13 protein-coding genes are annotated in these 16,083 nt (G+C 65.9%); 9 read left to right on the top strand and 4 right to left on the bottom strand.

The window, feature by feature from the left end:
* Positions 1-65: 65 nt before the first annotated feature.
* Positions 66-1,457, top strand: coding sequence for a class II 3-deoxy-7-phosphoheptulonate synthase (locus AC1DEM_RS13795; RefSeq protein ID WP_277526877.1), 1,392 nt, complete (start codon positions 66-68; stop codon positions 1,455-1,457).
* A 122-nt stretch (positions 1,458-1,579) separates the two neighbouring features.
* Here the strand turns inward: AC1DEM_RS13795 and AC1DEM_RS13790 are convergent, their stop codons facing one another.
* Positions 1,580-3,748, bottom strand: coding sequence for a Stk1 family PASTA domain-containing Ser/Thr kinase (locus tag AC1DEM_RS13790; protein ID WP_476884892.1), 2,169 nt, complete (start codon positions 3,746-3,748; stop codon positions 1,580-1,582).
* A gap of 103 nt (positions 3,749-3,851) precedes the next feature.
* A complete protein-coding gene (locus tag AC1DEM_RS13785; protein ID WP_476884891.1) occupies positions 3,852-5,264 on the bottom strand; it encodes a LysM peptidoglycan-binding domain-containing protein in 1,413 nt (470 codons plus the stop codon).
* 297 nt (positions 5,265-5,561) lie between these two features.
* Here AC1DEM_RS13785 and AC1DEM_RS13780 point away from each other — a divergent pair, with 297 nt between their 5' ends.
* Positions 5,562-5,915: an Rv2175c family DNA-binding protein gene (locus AC1DEM_RS13780; protein WP_377988181.1), complete on the top strand. Its 354-nt coding sequence runs from the start codon at positions 5,562-5,564 to the stop codon at positions 5,913-5,915.
* 125 nt (positions 5,916-6,040) lie between these two features.
* Here the strand turns inward: AC1DEM_RS13780 and AC1DEM_RS13775 are convergent, their stop codons facing one another.
* Positions 6,041-7,135 carry a polyprenyl synthetase family protein gene (locus tag AC1DEM_RS13775; protein WP_476884890.1) on the bottom strand — a complete coding sequence of 365 codons (1,095 nt, stop codon included), beginning with the start codon at positions 7,133-7,135 and terminating at the stop codon, positions 6,041-6,043.
* Positions 7,132-7,659 carry a hypothetical protein gene (locus tag AC1DEM_RS13770; protein WP_476884889.1) on the bottom strand — a complete coding sequence of 176 codons (528 nt, stop codon included), beginning with the start codon at positions 7,657-7,659 and terminating at the stop codon, positions 7,132-7,134. The genes AC1DEM_RS13775 and AC1DEM_RS13770 overlap by 4 nt, the downstream gene beginning before the upstream one ends.
* A 115-nt stretch (positions 7,660-7,774) precedes the next feature.
* Here AC1DEM_RS13770 and dinB point away from each other — a divergent pair, with 115 nt between their 5' ends.
* From dinB to AC1DEM_RS13735, 7 genes are all read left to right on the top strand, one after another.
* Entirely contained in the window at positions 7,775-9,031 is a 1,257-nt protein-coding gene (gene dinB, locus AC1DEM_RS13765) for a DNA polymerase IV (protein ID WP_476884888.1), read from the top strand.
* A 304-nt stretch (positions 9,032-9,335) separates the two neighbouring features.
* A complete protein-coding gene (locus AC1DEM_RS13760) occupies positions 9,336-9,701 on the top strand; it encodes a DUF3040 domain-containing protein (RefSeq protein WP_476884887.1) in 366 nt (121 codons plus the stop codon).
* Between the two features lie 401 nt (positions 9,702-10,102).
* On the top strand, positions 10,103-10,531 hold the full coding sequence (gene mraZ, locus AC1DEM_RS13755; RefSeq protein WP_476884886.1) for a division/cell wall cluster transcriptional repressor MraZ: 429 nt from the start codon (positions 10,103-10,105) through the stop codon (positions 10,529-10,531).
* 194 nt (positions 10,532-10,725) lie between these two features.
* Positions 10,726-11,724, top strand: coding sequence for a 16S rRNA (cytosine(1402)-N(4))-methyltransferase RsmH (gene rsmH, locus AC1DEM_RS13750; RefSeq protein WP_476884885.1), 999 nt, complete (start codon positions 10,726-10,728; stop codon positions 11,722-11,724).
* Entirely contained in the window at positions 11,721-12,401 is a 681-nt protein-coding gene (ftsL, locus tag AC1DEM_RS13745; protein WP_476884884.1) for a cell division protein FtsL, read from the top strand. Before rsmH ends, ftsL begins: the two co-directional genes overlap by 4 nt.
* Before the next feature lie 41 nt (positions 12,402-12,442).
* The gene (locus tag AC1DEM_RS13740) at positions 12,443-14,245 is read left to right on the top strand and encodes a peptidoglycan D,D-transpeptidase FtsI family protein (protein ID WP_476884883.1); all 1,803 of its coding nucleotides are present in this window, start codon (positions 12,443-12,445) and stop codon (positions 14,243-14,245) included.
* A gap of 164 nt (positions 14,246-14,409) precedes the next feature.
* Positions 14,410-16,083 carry a UDP-N-acetylmuramoyl-L-alanyl-D-glutamate--2,6-diaminopimelate ligase gene (locus AC1DEM_RS13735; protein ID WP_476884882.1) on the top strand — a complete coding sequence of 558 codons (1,674 nt, stop codon included), beginning with the start codon at positions 14,410-14,412 and terminating at the stop codon, positions 16,081-16,083.

The following is a 16,083-nucleotide window of genomic DNA, read 5'->3' as shown; positions in this document are numbered from 1 at the left end:
CGGCAACGGAGCTGTCAATGACAGGCCGGGCCGCCGAACGTCGATGGGGCAACTATCCTTAGAGAGTGACCGAGCTATCTGAGAAACCAGTTTCCCCGCTGACCAGCACCGCCCAGAGCGGAGCCGCCAACTATCCCGGACTGGACAACTGGCGGGAGATCCCGGCCTCGCAGCAGCCCACATGGTCGGACCCGGCTGTGTTCGAGGCGTCCGTCAAGGAACTTTCCGTCCTCCCGCCCCTCGTGTTCGCCGGCGAAGTGGACATCCTTCGCGAACGGCTCGCCGCCGCCGCACAGGGCAAAGCGTTCCTGCTCCAGGGCGGCGACTGCGCCGAGACCTTCGAAGCGGCGACGGCGGACAAGATCAGCGCCCGCGTCCGGACCATCCTGCAGATGGCCGTCGTCCTGACCTACGGTGCGGCCATGCCCGTGATCAAGATGGGCCGCATGGCTGGCCAGTTCGCCAAGCCCCGCTCCTCCAACGATGAAACGCGCGATGGCGTCACCTTGCCGGCCTACCGCGGCGACATCGTCAACGGCTACGACTTCACGCCTGTTTCCCGCGCCCATGACGCCGGCCGGATGTTGAAGGCCTACCACACCTCCGCCTCGACCCTGAACCTGATCCGTGCCTTCACCCAAGGCGGCTTCGCGGACCTGCGCCTGGTGCACCAGTGGAACAAGGGGTTCACCGAAAACCCGGCCCACGCCCGCTACGAGTCCCTGGCACGGGACATCGACCGCGCCATCAAGTTCATGTCCTCCTGCGGCGCCGACTTCGAGGCGCTCAAGCGCGTGGAGTTCTACGCCAGCCACGAGGCCCTGCTGCTGGACTACGAGCGCGCCCTGACCCGCATCGACTCGCGCACCGGGCTGCCCTACGACACCTCGGCGCACTTCCTGTGGATCGGGGAGCGCACCCGCGAGCTGGACCACGCCCACGTGGATTTCCTCTCCCGCGTCCGCAACCCGATCGGCGTGAAGCTCGGCCCGTCGACGAGCGGCGACGACGCCCTGCGCCTGATCGACAAGCTGGATCCGGACCGGGAGCCCGGCCGGCTCACCTTCATCACCCGGATGGGCGCGAGCAATATCCGCGAGAAGCTGCCGGCGATCGTCGAGCGCGTCACCGCCTCCGGGGCCCAGGTCCTGTGGGTGACCGACCCCATGCACGGGAACACGGTCACCTCGCCCAACGGCTACAAGACCCGCAATTTCGACGACGTCATCGACGAAGTGCGCGGATTCTTCGAAGTCCACCACGCGCTGGGCACCGTTCCCGGCGGACTGCACGTGGAAATGACGGGCGACGACGTGGCCGAGTGCCTCGGCGGAGCCGACCCGATCGACCAGGAAGCGTTCCTCGACCGCTACGAATCGGTCTGCGATCCGCGCCTGAACCACATGCAGTCGCTCGAAATGGCGTTCCTGGTGGCCGGTGCCCTCGCCAAGCGGTGACCCGCAACAAAGCTCACAAATAGAGTAGCTCTGACAGAAAAGCTCCGCCCGGCTGATGCAGCCGGGCGGAGCTTTTCTTTGGAGTGGGTCGGCCGCGGGCAGCGTCCGGTCAGAGGGTACTGTCAGACCACCTTCAGGGTGATAAGCGAGCCTTCGGGGACGCTCGTGTCCACGGGGAACTGGTCACGGACTGTTCCGAAGAATCCTCCCAGGATCTCATCGACCTGGACCTTGAAGCCGAGCTGTTCGAGGGCGTCCTGGGCGTCCGTGGCCTGTTTACCGATGAAATTGGGTACTTCGACGAGCTTCGGGCCCTTCGAGATGGTCAGGGTGACGGTACCGCCCTTGGTCAGGTTGCCGGAGGCGGGGTCCTGCGCCACCACGGCGCCCTTGGGTACAGTCTTGTCGTTGACCTGTTCCGGGGCGACTACGGCCTTCAGCCCGGCGCCTTGGAGCGCGTCCACGGCGGCACGCTGCTCCTGGCCCCGGACATCCGGGACCGGGATGGGCTGCGGGCCCTTCGAGACAGTGAGGCCCACGGGCGTCCCGTGCCGCACCGGGTTGCCGCTGCGCGGCGCCATGGCAAGGACAGTCCCGGCAGGCGCCTTCTCATCGAACGTCTCAGTAATTGGTCCCAGTGCCATCTGGGCGCCGTTGAGGGCTGCCTTGGCCTCGTCCAGGGTCTTGCCGGTCAGATCCGGCAATGGGTACAGCTGCGGGCCCTTGGAAACGGCCAGGGACACGGGTTGGAACTTTCGGATGACCTCGCCGGCTTTCGGCTCCGAACCGACCACCAGGCCCGGGGAGACGTTGTCGTCGAAGACGTCCTTGACGATCGACTGGAACCCGGCGGTGCGGAGCAGGTCCTGGGCCTGGGCAACGGTCTTGTTCGCCACCGGGGGGATGGTTCCTGGCGAGCCCGGACCCATGCCGAAGAACCAGCCGGCGACGGCGGCGAGCAGCGCCGCGACCACGAGGAGGACAATCCATAGCAGCCCGCGGCGTCGCGGGTTCCCCTCGTGCAGGGTCTTGGTGGGCGTGGCCGCGGCGCGCTGGCGCGCCTTCTCCTCGTCCTTGTCCAGCCTGCGCTGGGCCCGTTTGCTGGGGGCGGCCGCGACTTGCGCCGGATCGCCGTCGTACCCGGCGGCGCCGTAAGCCGCCTCGTCCGGAGTGGACAACGGTCCGTAGGCCGGACGCCGCGGGGCGCCGGACATCACGGTGGTCGGGTTGCCGCTGGCGCGGGAGATCGTCTCGGTGGGCCCGGCGAGGCTGCCGTACATCTCCGTGGGCATTTCGGTGGGCGCCGGCACGTAGGCTGTATTCTGTGCGTCCCGCACGGTTTGCTCGTCCGACGGCGGGCCGGTACCGCCGGGCGGCCGGCTTGGCGGGGCGGCCACGGCCGGCAGCGGGCTGCGAACGGCCGCCGGCGGCTGGAGGTCGAGTTCGGCGTCGCTGAGGTTGGTCCTGATGTGCCGGAGTTCGGACAACAGTGCGCTCCCGTCGACGGGGCGTTTGTCCGGGTCCCGGTCAGTGCACCACTGGACGAGTTCGTCGATCTCCGTGGCCAGCCCGGGCACCTCCAAGGAGGGAGCCTCCACGGTGGAATTGACGTGCTGGTAGGCCACCTGGATGGGAACGTCGCCGTCGAACGGCTGCCGGCCAGTGATCATTTCGTACAGCATGATCCCGACCGAATAAATGTCGCTGCGGGCGTCTGCCTGTTTGCCCAGGACAAGTTCGGGGGAGATGTAGGCGACAGTCCCGATCAGGGCGCCGGTGCTCGTGGACGAGGAGATAGCGCGGGCCAAGCCGAAGTCGCCGAGCTTGATCCGCCCGTCGTCGGCGATCAGGACGTTTTCCGGCTTGATGTCCCGGTGGATCATCCCGGCGGCGTGCGCGGCGCCGAGTCCTTCGACCACAGGGTCGATCAGCGCCAGGGCCAGCCGCGGCGACAGGGCGCCCTTGTCATTGAGGACGTCCCGGAGCGTGTGGCCCTTGATGAATTCCATGACCAGATAGGCGATCCGGCCGTCTTCGCCCTGGTCCAGGACGCCCACCACATGGGGATGGGAAAGGCGCGCGGCGGCCTTGGCCTCGCGCCCCAGCCGGTCGAGGAACTGCGGGTCATCGGCCAGATGGGGATGCAGCACTTTCAGCGCGACATCGCGCTCAAGGCGCTGGTCAGTGGCGAGGTACACGGTGGACATCCCGCCGCGGGCAAGCCTGGATTGAACCTGGTAGCGGTTGTCCACCAGGTTCCCTACGAGAGCGTCCTGCACGTAATCTTGCACCTTACAATCGTAGTCGCTGGACAGAAACGGGCCCGAATCAACATGCGATCCGGGCCCGTAGCGTCAAGCTCCGTTGTAAAAGAGCTTGTGCTGGAGTCTGTATTTAGCCGAACAGGCGCTGGTTGGCCTTGATGGCGGCGACGTACCCCTTGGTGTCCTCGAACATGCCATTCTGGCTCACCGAGTACTGACCCTGGTAGTAGCCGGCGATCGCATTCTCCAGATCAGGGCTCGTGCGGACCAGTTGGCGGATGATCGCGACGCCTGCCGTGGCGTTGTCGTACGGATCCAGGAGGTTCAGCTTGCGGCCCACGAGATCGGAGGCCCACTGGCCCGAAGACGGGATGACCTGCATGGTGCCGATCGCATTGGCCGGTGACACCGCACGCTGGTCGAAGCCCGACTCCTGGTAGGCAAAGGCCAGGGCGAGGCTGGCGTCCACGCCCATGCGCCGTGCCGTGTCCGCCACGATGGACTTCATCTGCGTACGGCTGGGCACCGGCGAGGCGTTGAGCAGCGCCTTGTTCTGGTTGGCCGAGCTGACCACGGCGGCCGGGTAGCTGAAGCCGAGGAACGTGCTGGGCACGAGAGGCGTGGTGGCAGCAGGCTTGCTCGAGGCCGGTGCGATCGTCGACGCGCCGGGGATGACGAGCTTCTGGCCCGGGTAGATGATGCTCGACATCGTCAGCCGGTTGGCCGACAGGACGTCCGAGAGCCTGACGCCGTTGCGGGCCGCGATGCCGGAAAGGGTGTCGCCCGCCTTGATGGTGTACGAGCCCGAGCTGGCCGGCGCGGGCGCCGACGACGCGGGCTTTGTCGCCGGCTTTGTCGCGGTGGTAGCCGGGGTGCTGGAACCGCCGCCGACCTTCACCTTCTGGCCGGGATAGATCACGGAGCTCATGCCGAGCCCGTTCCACTTGAAGACCTCGGAAAGCCCGACGCCGTGGCGCGCGGCGATTCCGCCCAGCGTGTCGCCTGCTTTCACAACGTAGACGCGGCCGGCGCCTGAGGCGGAAGTAACAGAGGCAGACGCAACAGTGGCTGACGTTGACTTGGCCGGGGTGGCCGGCTTGGCTGCCGGGGCCGGCGTCGATCCCGTGAGCTTGATCTTCTGCCCCGGGTAGATGATGGTGTTCGCCTGCAGATTGTTCAACTTCAACACGGCGAAAGTATCCAGGCCATAGCGGCCAGCAACGGCGCTGATGGTGTCGCCGCGGGCGATCGTGTAGACAGCGGGAACCGCAGACTTCGCGGGCCGCATGGCGCTTGGCAGCGATGCCGGGACGGAGGCGGAGGGGATCAGTGCCGCCTTGAGGGAAATCGCCGCGTCCGTCTTTGCCTGGGCCCGCATGGCGGCCGCGAGGGTTGCCGGGACCGAACGCACACGCGGTTCGGCAGCGGCAGCCTGGGCAATCGCCAAGGAGGAAAGCATGACGGCGGGTAGCGCCGCCGTTGAAGCCGCTATAAGCGGCAGGCTGCGCCCCGGACGGAGCTGTGGCGAACGTGAGGTTGTCATTGGAAAGATCCTCTTCTCAGCGGCAACGCTGCGGTCAGGCCTGTAGAACTGGTGTTACCAGTGTGACAAAAGTTATTTCTGTTACAAATGTGATCTATGTGAATCTCTCATGAATTGGCAATTAGCACAAGAACTGTTTGACATTCTGCAAACCAGTCTCCGACGGAGTGTCGGCCAAATGGCGTCCTTGCGCGGACCCGGGCGGCATCCGGGCGCACGGGACCGGCCATGGCCGCGGCCGTCATTTCTGCGGCTGCCGACTAGGCGGGGGGGCACCCGCCGTGGCAATCTTTATCCGTGAGTAATGTAGAAAGCCTCGTGGGCGAATGGCTGCCCCTGCCCGATGTCGCACAGCTTCTGAACGTACCTATTACCAAGGTCCATGCACTCCTGGACGAACGTGCGCTGGCGGCCGTGAGAATCGGCGACCGGCGTATCCGCTCCGTGCCTGCAGCTTTCATCCAGGACGGGCACGCAGTGGAGAGCCTGAAGGGCACCATTGTTGTCCTCTCGGACGCCGGATACTCCGATGAGGAACTGATCAACTGGCTCTTCACCCCGGACGAGTCCCTCCGCGGCCGGCCGATCGACGCCCTTCGGGAAGGGCGCAAGACCGAAATCCGCCGCCGGGCGCAGTCACTGGCCTGGTAGGAGCACGCCGGCAGCCTAGTGAGCCGGCAACAGCATTAACAACGTGCCATGACGGGCCGTGTACAGCGCAAGCCGCTGTGCACGGCCCCACCGCTTTCCAGGCACCTTGGCCTGGCAGGGCCGGGCTAGGCGGCTCGGGAGACCGTGGCCTCTGCCAGCCTGCGGAGCGCGGTCTTGGGCAGCTCCTGAAGCGGCAGGAGGTCCAGGGCAGCGAAGGCCGCCTTGCCGAACTCCTCGATGAGTACTTCGGTAGCCTGGAGCGCACCGCAGTCCACGATGATCCGCCGGATCTCCTCGATGTCCGCGTCGCTGAGATCGGGACTGCCCAGTTTGGCGTCGATAAACTCTGATTCGGGCGCCGAGGCCTGGTCCAGGGCGAAAGCCACCAAGACCGTGCGCTTGCCCTCACGGAGATCGTCCCCGGCAGGTTTGCCCGTGGTGACGGGGTCGCCGAAAACGCCAAGGACATCGTCCCGCAGCTGGAATGCCTCACCGAGCGGCAGGGCGAAGGCGGAATAGCCGCGCAGCAGCTCATCACCGGCGCCGGCCAGGGCACCGCCCAGAGCGAGCGGGTGTTCGGTGGAGTACTTGGCCGACTTGAACCGGATGATGGACTGGGCCCGGCTGACTGCTCCGGCGCGGTCCCGCCTGGGCCCGGCGACCTCTTCCAGGATGTCCAGGTACTGCCCGGCCATCACTTCGGCCCGCATAAGGTTGAAGATCAGCCGTGCCGGGCTGCCGGAGGCGGCGCGGTGCCCGATTTCCGTGAACGATTCCTCACTGAAGGACAGGCAGAGATCCCCGGTCAGGATTGCTGCCGCGTGGCCGAACCGCTCGCTGTCCAGCGCCCAGCCCTGGGCCTCGTGCAGTTCGATGAACCGGCGGTGAACGCTCGGGCCGCCACGGCGGGTATCCGAGCGGTCAATAATGTCATCGTGAATCAGGGCCGCAGCCTGGAACAGCTCCAGGGCCGAGCCGGCCGTGACCACCTCGGCCGCGCCGGCCTCCCCGCCCGCGCCACGCCAGCCCCAGTAGCACATGAGCGCCCGCAGGCGCTTTCCGCCCGTGACCAGATTTGAGATCGAGCCCATGAGCGGATCGATGTCCTGGGAGATCGAGGACATGACGGCCTGGCGGCTGGTCAGGAACTCCGTAAGCTTGCCGGCGACGGCGGCCACGTAGTCCGTCTGCTCGAGCCTCAGCTGTTCCGCGAGACTCACTTGACGGACTCGGCAGCGACGTTCGCACCGATCGTGAACGTGGACACACCAGTTGTCTGCATGACGGAGATGTTCACGGTTTCGTTGTCCCCGCGCAGGAAGTCCTTGGAGGGCAGGGCGCCCACGGTTTCACCGGGTACGGGCTTGAAGCCCTGTGCCTGCAGGGCCTTGGTGTAATAGGCCAGGGCATCGGCAGCGGGGGCAGTGATACTGCCGACCAGTGCCACGGTTGCCGGCACGGTGGTCTTATCCAAGCTGCTGGACACCACTTTGGCTCCGGGCATGAGCGGCAGGAGCTTCTGCGGGAAGCCGGGAACCAGGGCGCCGACCGTCGCCGATGTGCCGGGCTCCGCGGACGGACTGGGGGGAGCCGTAGTGGAGGACTGCGCAGATGCGGCCGGGTTTGCCGCCGACGACGTCGCCAGGCTCTCGGAGCTGGCAGGCGTGCATGCGGCCAAGGCCAAGAGCGTGCCCGCCGCCGCGATGGCCACTGTGGCACGTTTGCGCTGTCCAAATACCTTCACAGAGACTTTCCTCCTGGTGTTGAAGCGGAATCAGCCTCCAGTTTAGTCAGTCCCCGGGCATAGGATTGAAGACGTGGGGCCGGACGCAGACAATCAGCAGCGAGTGCAGAGGAATATGCACCCTCCGGGGCCGTCGAATGCGCAGCCCCACATCCAGCCTTCCGGCCGCCTGAGCGGGGAATCCCTGCTGGACCTTCGGCGCAGCAGCATCATGCACGTGGACATGGACGCGTTCTTTGTCTCGGTGGAGCTGCGCAGCCGTCCCGAGCTGAAGGGAAAGCCTGTGATTGTGGGCTACCCGGCCGACCGGTCCGTGGTGCTCTCGGCGTCCTACGAGGCCCGGGCATTTGGCGTCAGGTCAGCGATGCCCATGGTGGTGGCGGCACGAATGTGCCCTTCGGCTGCCATCATCGAACCTCGCCACAAGCTCTACTACGAAGTCTCCGGCCAGATCATGGAGATCTTTGGTTCGATCACGGACCTCGTCGAGCCGCTCAGCGTGGACGAGGCCTTCCTGGACGTCGGAGGAGCCATCCGCAGGCTTGGTCCGCCCCGTGAGATTGGGGAACTGATCCGGGCCCGCGTCTTCCGGGAATTGGGCATCACGGCGTCGGTGGGCATTGCCGCGAGCAAGTTTGTGGCCAAGATCGCATCCACCCGGTGCAAGCCAGACGGGCTGCTGCTGATCAAGCCTGAGGAAACGCTCACGTACCTGCACAGCCTTCCTGTCAGCGCGCTCTGGGGCGTCGGCGGCAAGACCGTCGAAGTGCTGGCCCGCAGGGGCATCCGGACGGTAGCGGACGTCGCTGCGTCGCCGCTGCCCTCGCTGCGGAAGCTGCTGGGCGCCTCGGGGGAACACGTCTACCGGCTCTCCTGGGGCATCGATCCCCGGCCCGTGACGCCGGTCCGGCTGGAAAAGAGCATTGGAGCCGAAGAGACGTTTGCTACTGACACCGCAGATGAGGCCCTGTTGCACCGGGAGTTGCTGCGGCTTTCGCATAGGACGGCGGAGCGCCTCCGCGGCGCCGGCATGCACGCACGCACCGTGGCGCTCAAGCTGCGCTACGCGGACTTTTCGACCATTACCCGCAGCCGCACCGTCAGCACACCGATCGACAGCGCCCAACTCCTTTACGCCGTGGCCGTGCAACTCCTGGAATCCGTGGGCGAGAGGCCCATGACAGTCCGGTTGGTTGGCATCCGGGCCGAACAGTTGGAAGAGGCAGCCCACGCCCCGCTGCAGCTCAGCCTGGATCGCCGGGACGACAACTGGCGGGCTGCCGAACAAGCCCTCGATGCTGTCACCCGGAAATTCGGCAATAAGTCGGTTCTACCGGCGCGGCTCTTGGATCCCGGGGGTCCCCTCGAATGAGGCTGGCCCAGGGATTTGCGGTGTCGTCACAGCAGGGGTTTCGGACAAGCGGTTCCGGGCACGTGACAGGGCCTTAAGACTGTCTTTCAGAACAGGCCGCAACAATCTATCCTTATTAGTACCTAGGTTTAGGACTACTGGATCGACCGTTCGGGCGACCTGGGCAGCTCAGACCGGCGCGGGACTTTGAATGGCCCCGTTCACCAAAGGCGGTGAACGGGAACCACTTCGCAATCCCGGGCGTTAGGGGATAAGGGCAATGGCCACGTCACGCCCGGACGTTGGCAGACATGAGGAGGTCGTGATGCCGCTCTCGGAGCACGAACAGAAGTTGCTGGAGCAACTTGAGAAGCAGCTGCATGAGGACGACCCAAAGTTTGCAAGCCAGATGGGTTCGGTCCCCGGACGATCCTGGTCCACGCGCCATCTGGTGATGGGCGTGCTCGCGACTCTCGCGGGCGTGCTGCTGTTATTGGTTGGAGTGTCGACGCAAATCATCATCGTCGGAGTCGTGGGCTTTGTAGTCATGGGCGCCGGCGTCTATTTCGCAACCATGCGCAGTTCGGCCGTCGGCAAGGCCCGGGCAGCCGGCCGCAAAGGCAAACCCAGGAGTTCGTTCATGAGCAATCTTGAGCAGCGCTGGGACGAACGCCACGGGGGCGAATCCTGAGCCAATCCGTGACGGCCCCTTGGGCCCTCCACTTCCCGCCACCGGTACACCGGGGACGGCGCGAGACCCGCTTCGGCGGGTCTTTCGCCATTTAAAGCAGAAATGTTGCTGCGATCGGGACACAAAAGGGTGTCACCGTCGAATTGTTTCCACGCTGGGGCCGGTCCGCGCCCCGAATCGCGACGGCGGATGAGGCATGCAGGCAAAATCGCTCCACTTTCCCCCACCAATCCTGTTTCCCTGCAAATGCTGGGAAGAAAGGGGATAAACATCCGCAAATTTGTCTAAACATCCCGGGCGTGTCGTTGACTGTGGAGCGATGTGGAGTAATGTGGAGGGCGTAAGAGGGTAGTGGCAACACAGGGGACGTTGGACTTTCTAGAACAGACGGGCGGTGGGCCGTGTTTCTCGGCACACATTCGCCGCGTCTGGACGAAAAAGGTCGAATTATCCTCCCCGCGAAGTTCCGCGAGGAACTTGCCAGCGGGCTGGTTCTCACAAGGGGCCAGGAGCGTTGCATCTACGTCTTTAGTGAGGCTGAATTCGGTCGGGTTCACGAGCAGATGCGGGAGGCTCCAATTTCCTCCAAGCAGGCACGTGACTACATCCGTGTTTTCCTCTCTGGAGCCTCGGACGAGGTACCTGACAAGCAGGGGCGCGTGACCATTCCGTCGGCGCTCCGGGAGTACGCAGGTCTAGGCCGGGAACTCGCCGTCATTGGCGCAGGATCCCGCGCGGAGATCTGGGACGCCCAGGCTTGGAACGAGTACCTGGCCGAAAAGGAAACCGCCTTCTCGGAGACTGACGACGCTATTCCGGGGATTCTCTGAACCCCACTGATCCACAAGCAAACAACGTTCCTTGATCGAGATCTCCAGCCGCCCATCCGGTTGTTGTCCTGGCTCACTTCCCCGGAGCCAGGCCGGCGCAGGGTAGGCGCGGATGGGGATCTGGACCAAGGAACGTTGCGTAAGAGCCCCAACCACCCGCAGCCGACAAACCCCCGCAACGAAAGGACGACGGCATGACTGATCCCGACCAGGCGAAGCCTACGTCCGAACGCCATGTACCGGTCCTCAAGGACCGGTGCATCAATTTGTTGGCCCCTGGCTTCGAGGCGGCGCGGAGCCGCGGCGAGACCCCCGTGGTGATCGACGCGACGCTCGGCATGGGCGGACACTCCGAGGCCCTTCTCCAGCGCTTTCCCGACCTCCACCTGATCGGCATCGACCGGGACGAGGAAGCCCTGGCGCTGGCGGGGGCGCGGCTGGCCCGCTTCGCGAACCGGACCGACCTCGTTCACGCCGTCTACGACGAAATCCCGGACGTCCTCGCGGACCTGGGCTTCACCGAGGTCCACGGTGTGCTGATGGACCTCGGCGTCTCGTCCCTCCAGCTGGACGAGCGGGAGCGCGGCTTCGCCTACTCCTTCGACGCGCCCCTGGACATGCGGATGGACACCAGCCGCGGCCAGACTGCCGCCGACGTCGTCAACAACTACAGCGAAGAAGAACTCGTCCGGATCATCCGGAAATGGGGCGAAGAGAAGTTCGCCGGCCGCATCGCGAACAGGATCGTGGCCGCGCGCGCCGAAAAGCCCTTCACCACCACCGGAGAACTCGTCGAACAGATCCGGTCCGTGGTGCCCGCCGGCGCCGCCAAGTCCGGCGGCCACCCCGCGAAACGCACTTTCCAGGCACTCCGGATCGAGGTCAACGAGGAACTGGACGTCCTGGAACGCGCCATCCCGGCAGCCATCGCGGCCATCGCCGTCGGTGGCCGCGTGGTGGTCATGTCCTACCACTCGTTGGAAGACAAGATCGTCAAGGGCTTCTTCCAGGCCGGGTCGAAGTCCTCGGCCCCGCTCGGCTTCCCGGTAGAGCTCGAAGAGCACAAAGCCCAACTCAAGACCCTGACGAAGGGCACTGAGGTACCTACCGCCGCTGAAATCGCCGAAAACCCCCGCGCAGCTTCCGCCCGGCTGCGCGCCGTCGAACGCATCAAAGCCAGGAGAGCAGCATGAGCAACGCCGCCGTCAACAGCTACCCCGTTGCCCAGGGCGCTACCGCCCGTGCCCTGCCAGGCCGCCCCGGCGTAGATCAGCCCCGGAAGGCGCGCACTCCGCTTTCCGTGGTCCGCTCGGTGCCCCGCAAACGCCGCGCACCATTCGTGGTCCTCTGCTTCGGCCTCCTGGCGATTGCCCTCATGGCCGTGCTGGTCCTGAACATCTCCGTCTCCTCGGCCCAGTACCAACTGGTCGAACTCCGCAGTGAGCAGACCACCCTGACTAAGCAGAACCAGGACCTCACTCAGCAGGTCCAGAACTTCGACGCCCCCCAGAACCTCGCGGCCAAGGCCACGGAACTGGGCATGGTGGCTTCCCTTGCCAAGGGCCAGATCGATCTGTCTACCCTCAAAGTCACCGGCAAGGCGAAGCCGGCCGTCAAGGGCGACGCCCCGGGCGCCGTCATCGCCGCGCCGGCCCTCGCCGGAGCGCTCAATGTCGTCCCGCCGGCCACGGAGAATGAACCGCTCGCCCAGCGCAAAACGACACAAACAGACGCCAAGCCGTCCGACACCAAACCGGCTGATGCCAAGCCGGCGCCGGCGCCTGCCGCCCCCGCGCCGCCCGCAGCCCCCGCCGTCGAGCTCCACGGCGGATCGGTTCCCGCCCCAGCACAGAAGACCCCCGGGCAGTAACGTTCACTGACCACCAGCAAGGCAAGCAGCAAGGACTCACCGTGGCGAAGAACTCCGGCAAGGCAAACAAGGCGAAAGCCCCAAACGCCACCCGGCGGCTCCGCTGGGGACTCGGCATCATGCTGGCGCTCCTGCTGGTGGTCGGCGGCAAGCTGTTCATGGTCCAGGGCCTGGACATCGGGGGCATGGCCGAGGCCGCCCTCAATAACCGGCTCACGCCCATTGTGCTGCCCGCAGAGCGCGGCAGTATTCTCGATTCCTCCGGCACCGTCCTGGCCAGCAGCGTCATCCGCTACAACATCGTGGTGGACCAGACCGTCAACACCAAGACCGAATCCTTCCGCCGGCTCGAAACCATCAAGGGCAAAGACGAACTCGTCAAAGTCACCCGCGACCAGGGCATCTCCGAACTGGCCGGAGTGCTCGGCATGGACCGCGACGCCCTGCGCGATGCCCTGACCGGAACCCAGCGCTACTACATCGTGGCCAAGGACTTGAAACCGGACGTCGAGGACCAGGTCTCCAAGCTGTCGATTCCGGGCATTGTCACTGTAGGCACCAGCAAGCGGGTATATCCCAACGGCTCCGTGGCCGGTGGGATTGTAGGGTTTCTCAAGGACGGCACCACGGGGCAGGCCGGGCTCGAACAGACCCAGGACGAGATCCTCAAAGGAACCCCCGGCAAGCGCGTGTTCGAAATCGGCGCCGACGGGCTGCGGATCCCCGTGGGCGTGGACGAGTTGACGCCGGCGATCAACGGCAAGGACATCAAGCTCACGCTGAATTCGGACCTGCAGTACTTTGCCCAACAGGCGATCCAAAGCCAGAAGGACAAGCTCAGCGCCGAGTGGGGTGTGATCGTGGTCTCCGACATCAAGACCGGCAACATCATCGCTATGGCGGACACCGACTCCCCGGATCCCAACGACCCCGGCAAGGTTCCTGCCGAGGACCGCGGAGTGCGGGCCGTCACCGCCTCCTATGAGCCCGGCTCGGTGGAGAAGATGATTACGGCCGCCGCCGCGATCCAGGAAGGCAAGTCCAGCCCGCTGGACACCTTCACCGTTCCGCCGGCCTACACCGTGGACGGGCAGACCTTCAACGACGCGTTCGAACACGGCACCGAACACCGGACGCTGGCCGGAATCGTGGGCTATTCCATGAATACCGGCACGGTCATGGTGGGCCAGCGCCTGAGCAAGGACCAGCGCCATGACTGGCTGCAGAAGTTCGGGATCGGCCAGGCCCCCGACATTGGGCTCCCCGCCGAATCCAAGGGCATCCTGACCCCGGCCGACCAGTGGGATGGCCGCCAGCAGTACACCGTCCTCTTTGGCCAGGGCGTCGCGCAATCCACTCTCCAGACCGTCCGGGCATACCAGAGCATCGCCAACGACGGCGTGATGCTCCAGCCGCGGTTGATCGACAGCTACATCAACCCGGACGGATCCGAGGACAAAGTCCCGGCCAAGACGCCGCAGCAGATCGTTTCCAAGGAGACCGCCAAGCAGGTGCGCGACATCCTGGAGAGTGCGGTGACCGAGGGCGAAATCAAGGAGGCCGCGATCGACGGGTACCGCGTGGGCGCCAAGACGGGCACCTCCGAATCGCCGTGCGACGACGGCAAATCCGGCTTCTGCGGCTACACCGCTTCGATCATCGGGATGGCGCCCATGGACAATCCGCGGTTTATTGTTGAGGTGGTCCTGCAACGGCCCAAGGGGTCTATCTTCGGAATCACCAACGGACCTGTGTTCCGTTCGGTGATGAGCCAGACGCTGCGCACATTCAACGTCCAGCCCTCCACCGGTGAACCCGTGCGGCTGCCGCAGTACGCCAAGTAGCGCCCGTTCCACCTGGCACCCGGAAGGTATCAGCGGGCGCCACTGCCCAGTGCCTGCGCGCCGGAGCATGTTTGCGTGCCAGCGTCAGATTCTTGCAGTGCCAGATCCATGCAGTGCCAGATCCATGTATTGCCCGAACCACTAGCACCACAACGGAGATCCACTTGTCAGAGCTCACCGACCCCGATGCTTCCGCGCCGTCCGGCCATGACTCCACCCTTGGCTTCCGGCCAACTGCGGTTGCCGCAGTGCCGCTGGCAGCCATCGGTGCGGCGATCGGCGTCGCCGTTCCCGGGGCCTCCAGCTCCATCCCGGTCACCGGGATCTCCCTGAACTCCCGCTCGGTCCGCCCGGGGGACCTCTACGTGGCGTTGCCGGGCGCCGCACGGCACGGGGCCGACTTCGTGTCCCAGGCCGTCGACGCCGGCGCTGTGGCTGTCCTGACGGACGACGCCGGCGCGCGTCTGCTGGCACTGGCCAATGACATCCCCGTCCCGGTGCTGCTGGCCGACGAGCCGCGCAGCGTGGTGGGCAGGCTGTCCGCACTCATTTACCAGAGCCGGCCCGACGGTGCCGGGGCACCGGCTCTCTTCGGCGTGACGGGCACCAACGGCAAGACCACCACCACCTACTTCATCAACGCCCTCCTTCGGGCGCTGGGCAAACGGACCGGGCTGATCGGGACGATCGAGATCCTGGCTGGCGGCGAGCCGATCCCGAGCCTGCTGACCACGCCCGAATCCACGGATGTGCACGCGCTGCTGGCGCTCATGCGCGAACGCGGGCTCGATGCCGCCTCCATGGAGGTTTCCTCCCACGCCGTGTCCTTCCACCGCGTGGACGCCGTGGTGTTCGACGTCGCCGGGTTCACCAACCTCACCCAGGACCACCTGGACCTGCACGGGACCATGGAGGAATACTTCCAGACCAAGGCCCAGCTGTTCACGCCGGAACGCGCCCGGGCCGCCGTCGTGACTATCGATGATGCGTGGGGCCGGAAGCTTGCGGACGCGGCCCAAATCCCGGTGACGACCCTCGCCACGGCCGGGACCACCGGCAGCGGGGATGTTGACGAGGACCGGACTTTGGCCCGGACTGCGGACTGGTCTGTGGCGGAGACTGCCCCGCGGGGCCTCGGCTCCGACTTCGTACTCCGGCACCGCGACGGCGCCGAACTGCGCGTCCACACCGGCCTGCCCGGAGGATTCAACGTCGCCAACGCGGCGCTGGCCACGGTGATGGTACTCGCCGGCGGCCACGAGCCCGCCGAAGTGCAGGACGCCCTCGACGCCGCGGACCCCTTCACCGTCGCCGTGCCCGGCCGGATGCAGCTCGTGTCCACGGCCCCGGCGGCCGTGGTGGACTTCGCGCACAACCCCGACGCCCTGGAACGTGCCCTCGAGGCCGTCCGGTCCCCGGAACCCGGATCCAAGGTGATCATCGTGTTCGGCGCCACCGGGCAGCGGGACCAGAGCAAGCGCCCAGCCATGGGAGCCATCGCGGCCCGGCTGGCGGACACTGTCATTGTCAGCGACGACGATCCCCACGACGAGGACGCGGCGGCCATCCGCGCGGACGTCCTCGCCGGGGCCCTGGCGGCCAAGGACGACGAGGGCCTGGACTGCACGGTCCTGGAGGTTTTCCCGCGCGACTCAGCGATCCTGAAGGCCGTGGAGCTCGCCGGAGCCGGGGACACCATCCTCGTGGCCGGGCGCGGCCACGAGGTGTGGCAGGAAGTCAAGGGAGTCAACCTGGCACTCGATGACCGGGTGGAGCTTCGGAACGCCTTGACAGCACGGGGATTCACCGTTCTCGAAGACCACCGGATAGAGTCCTAA

The sequence above is a fragment of the Arthrobacter sp. 05T420 genome (assembly GCF_056396305.1).
Note: the sequence above shows the minus strand (reverse complement) of the source record. Positions and strands in the feature narration are given on the sequence as shown.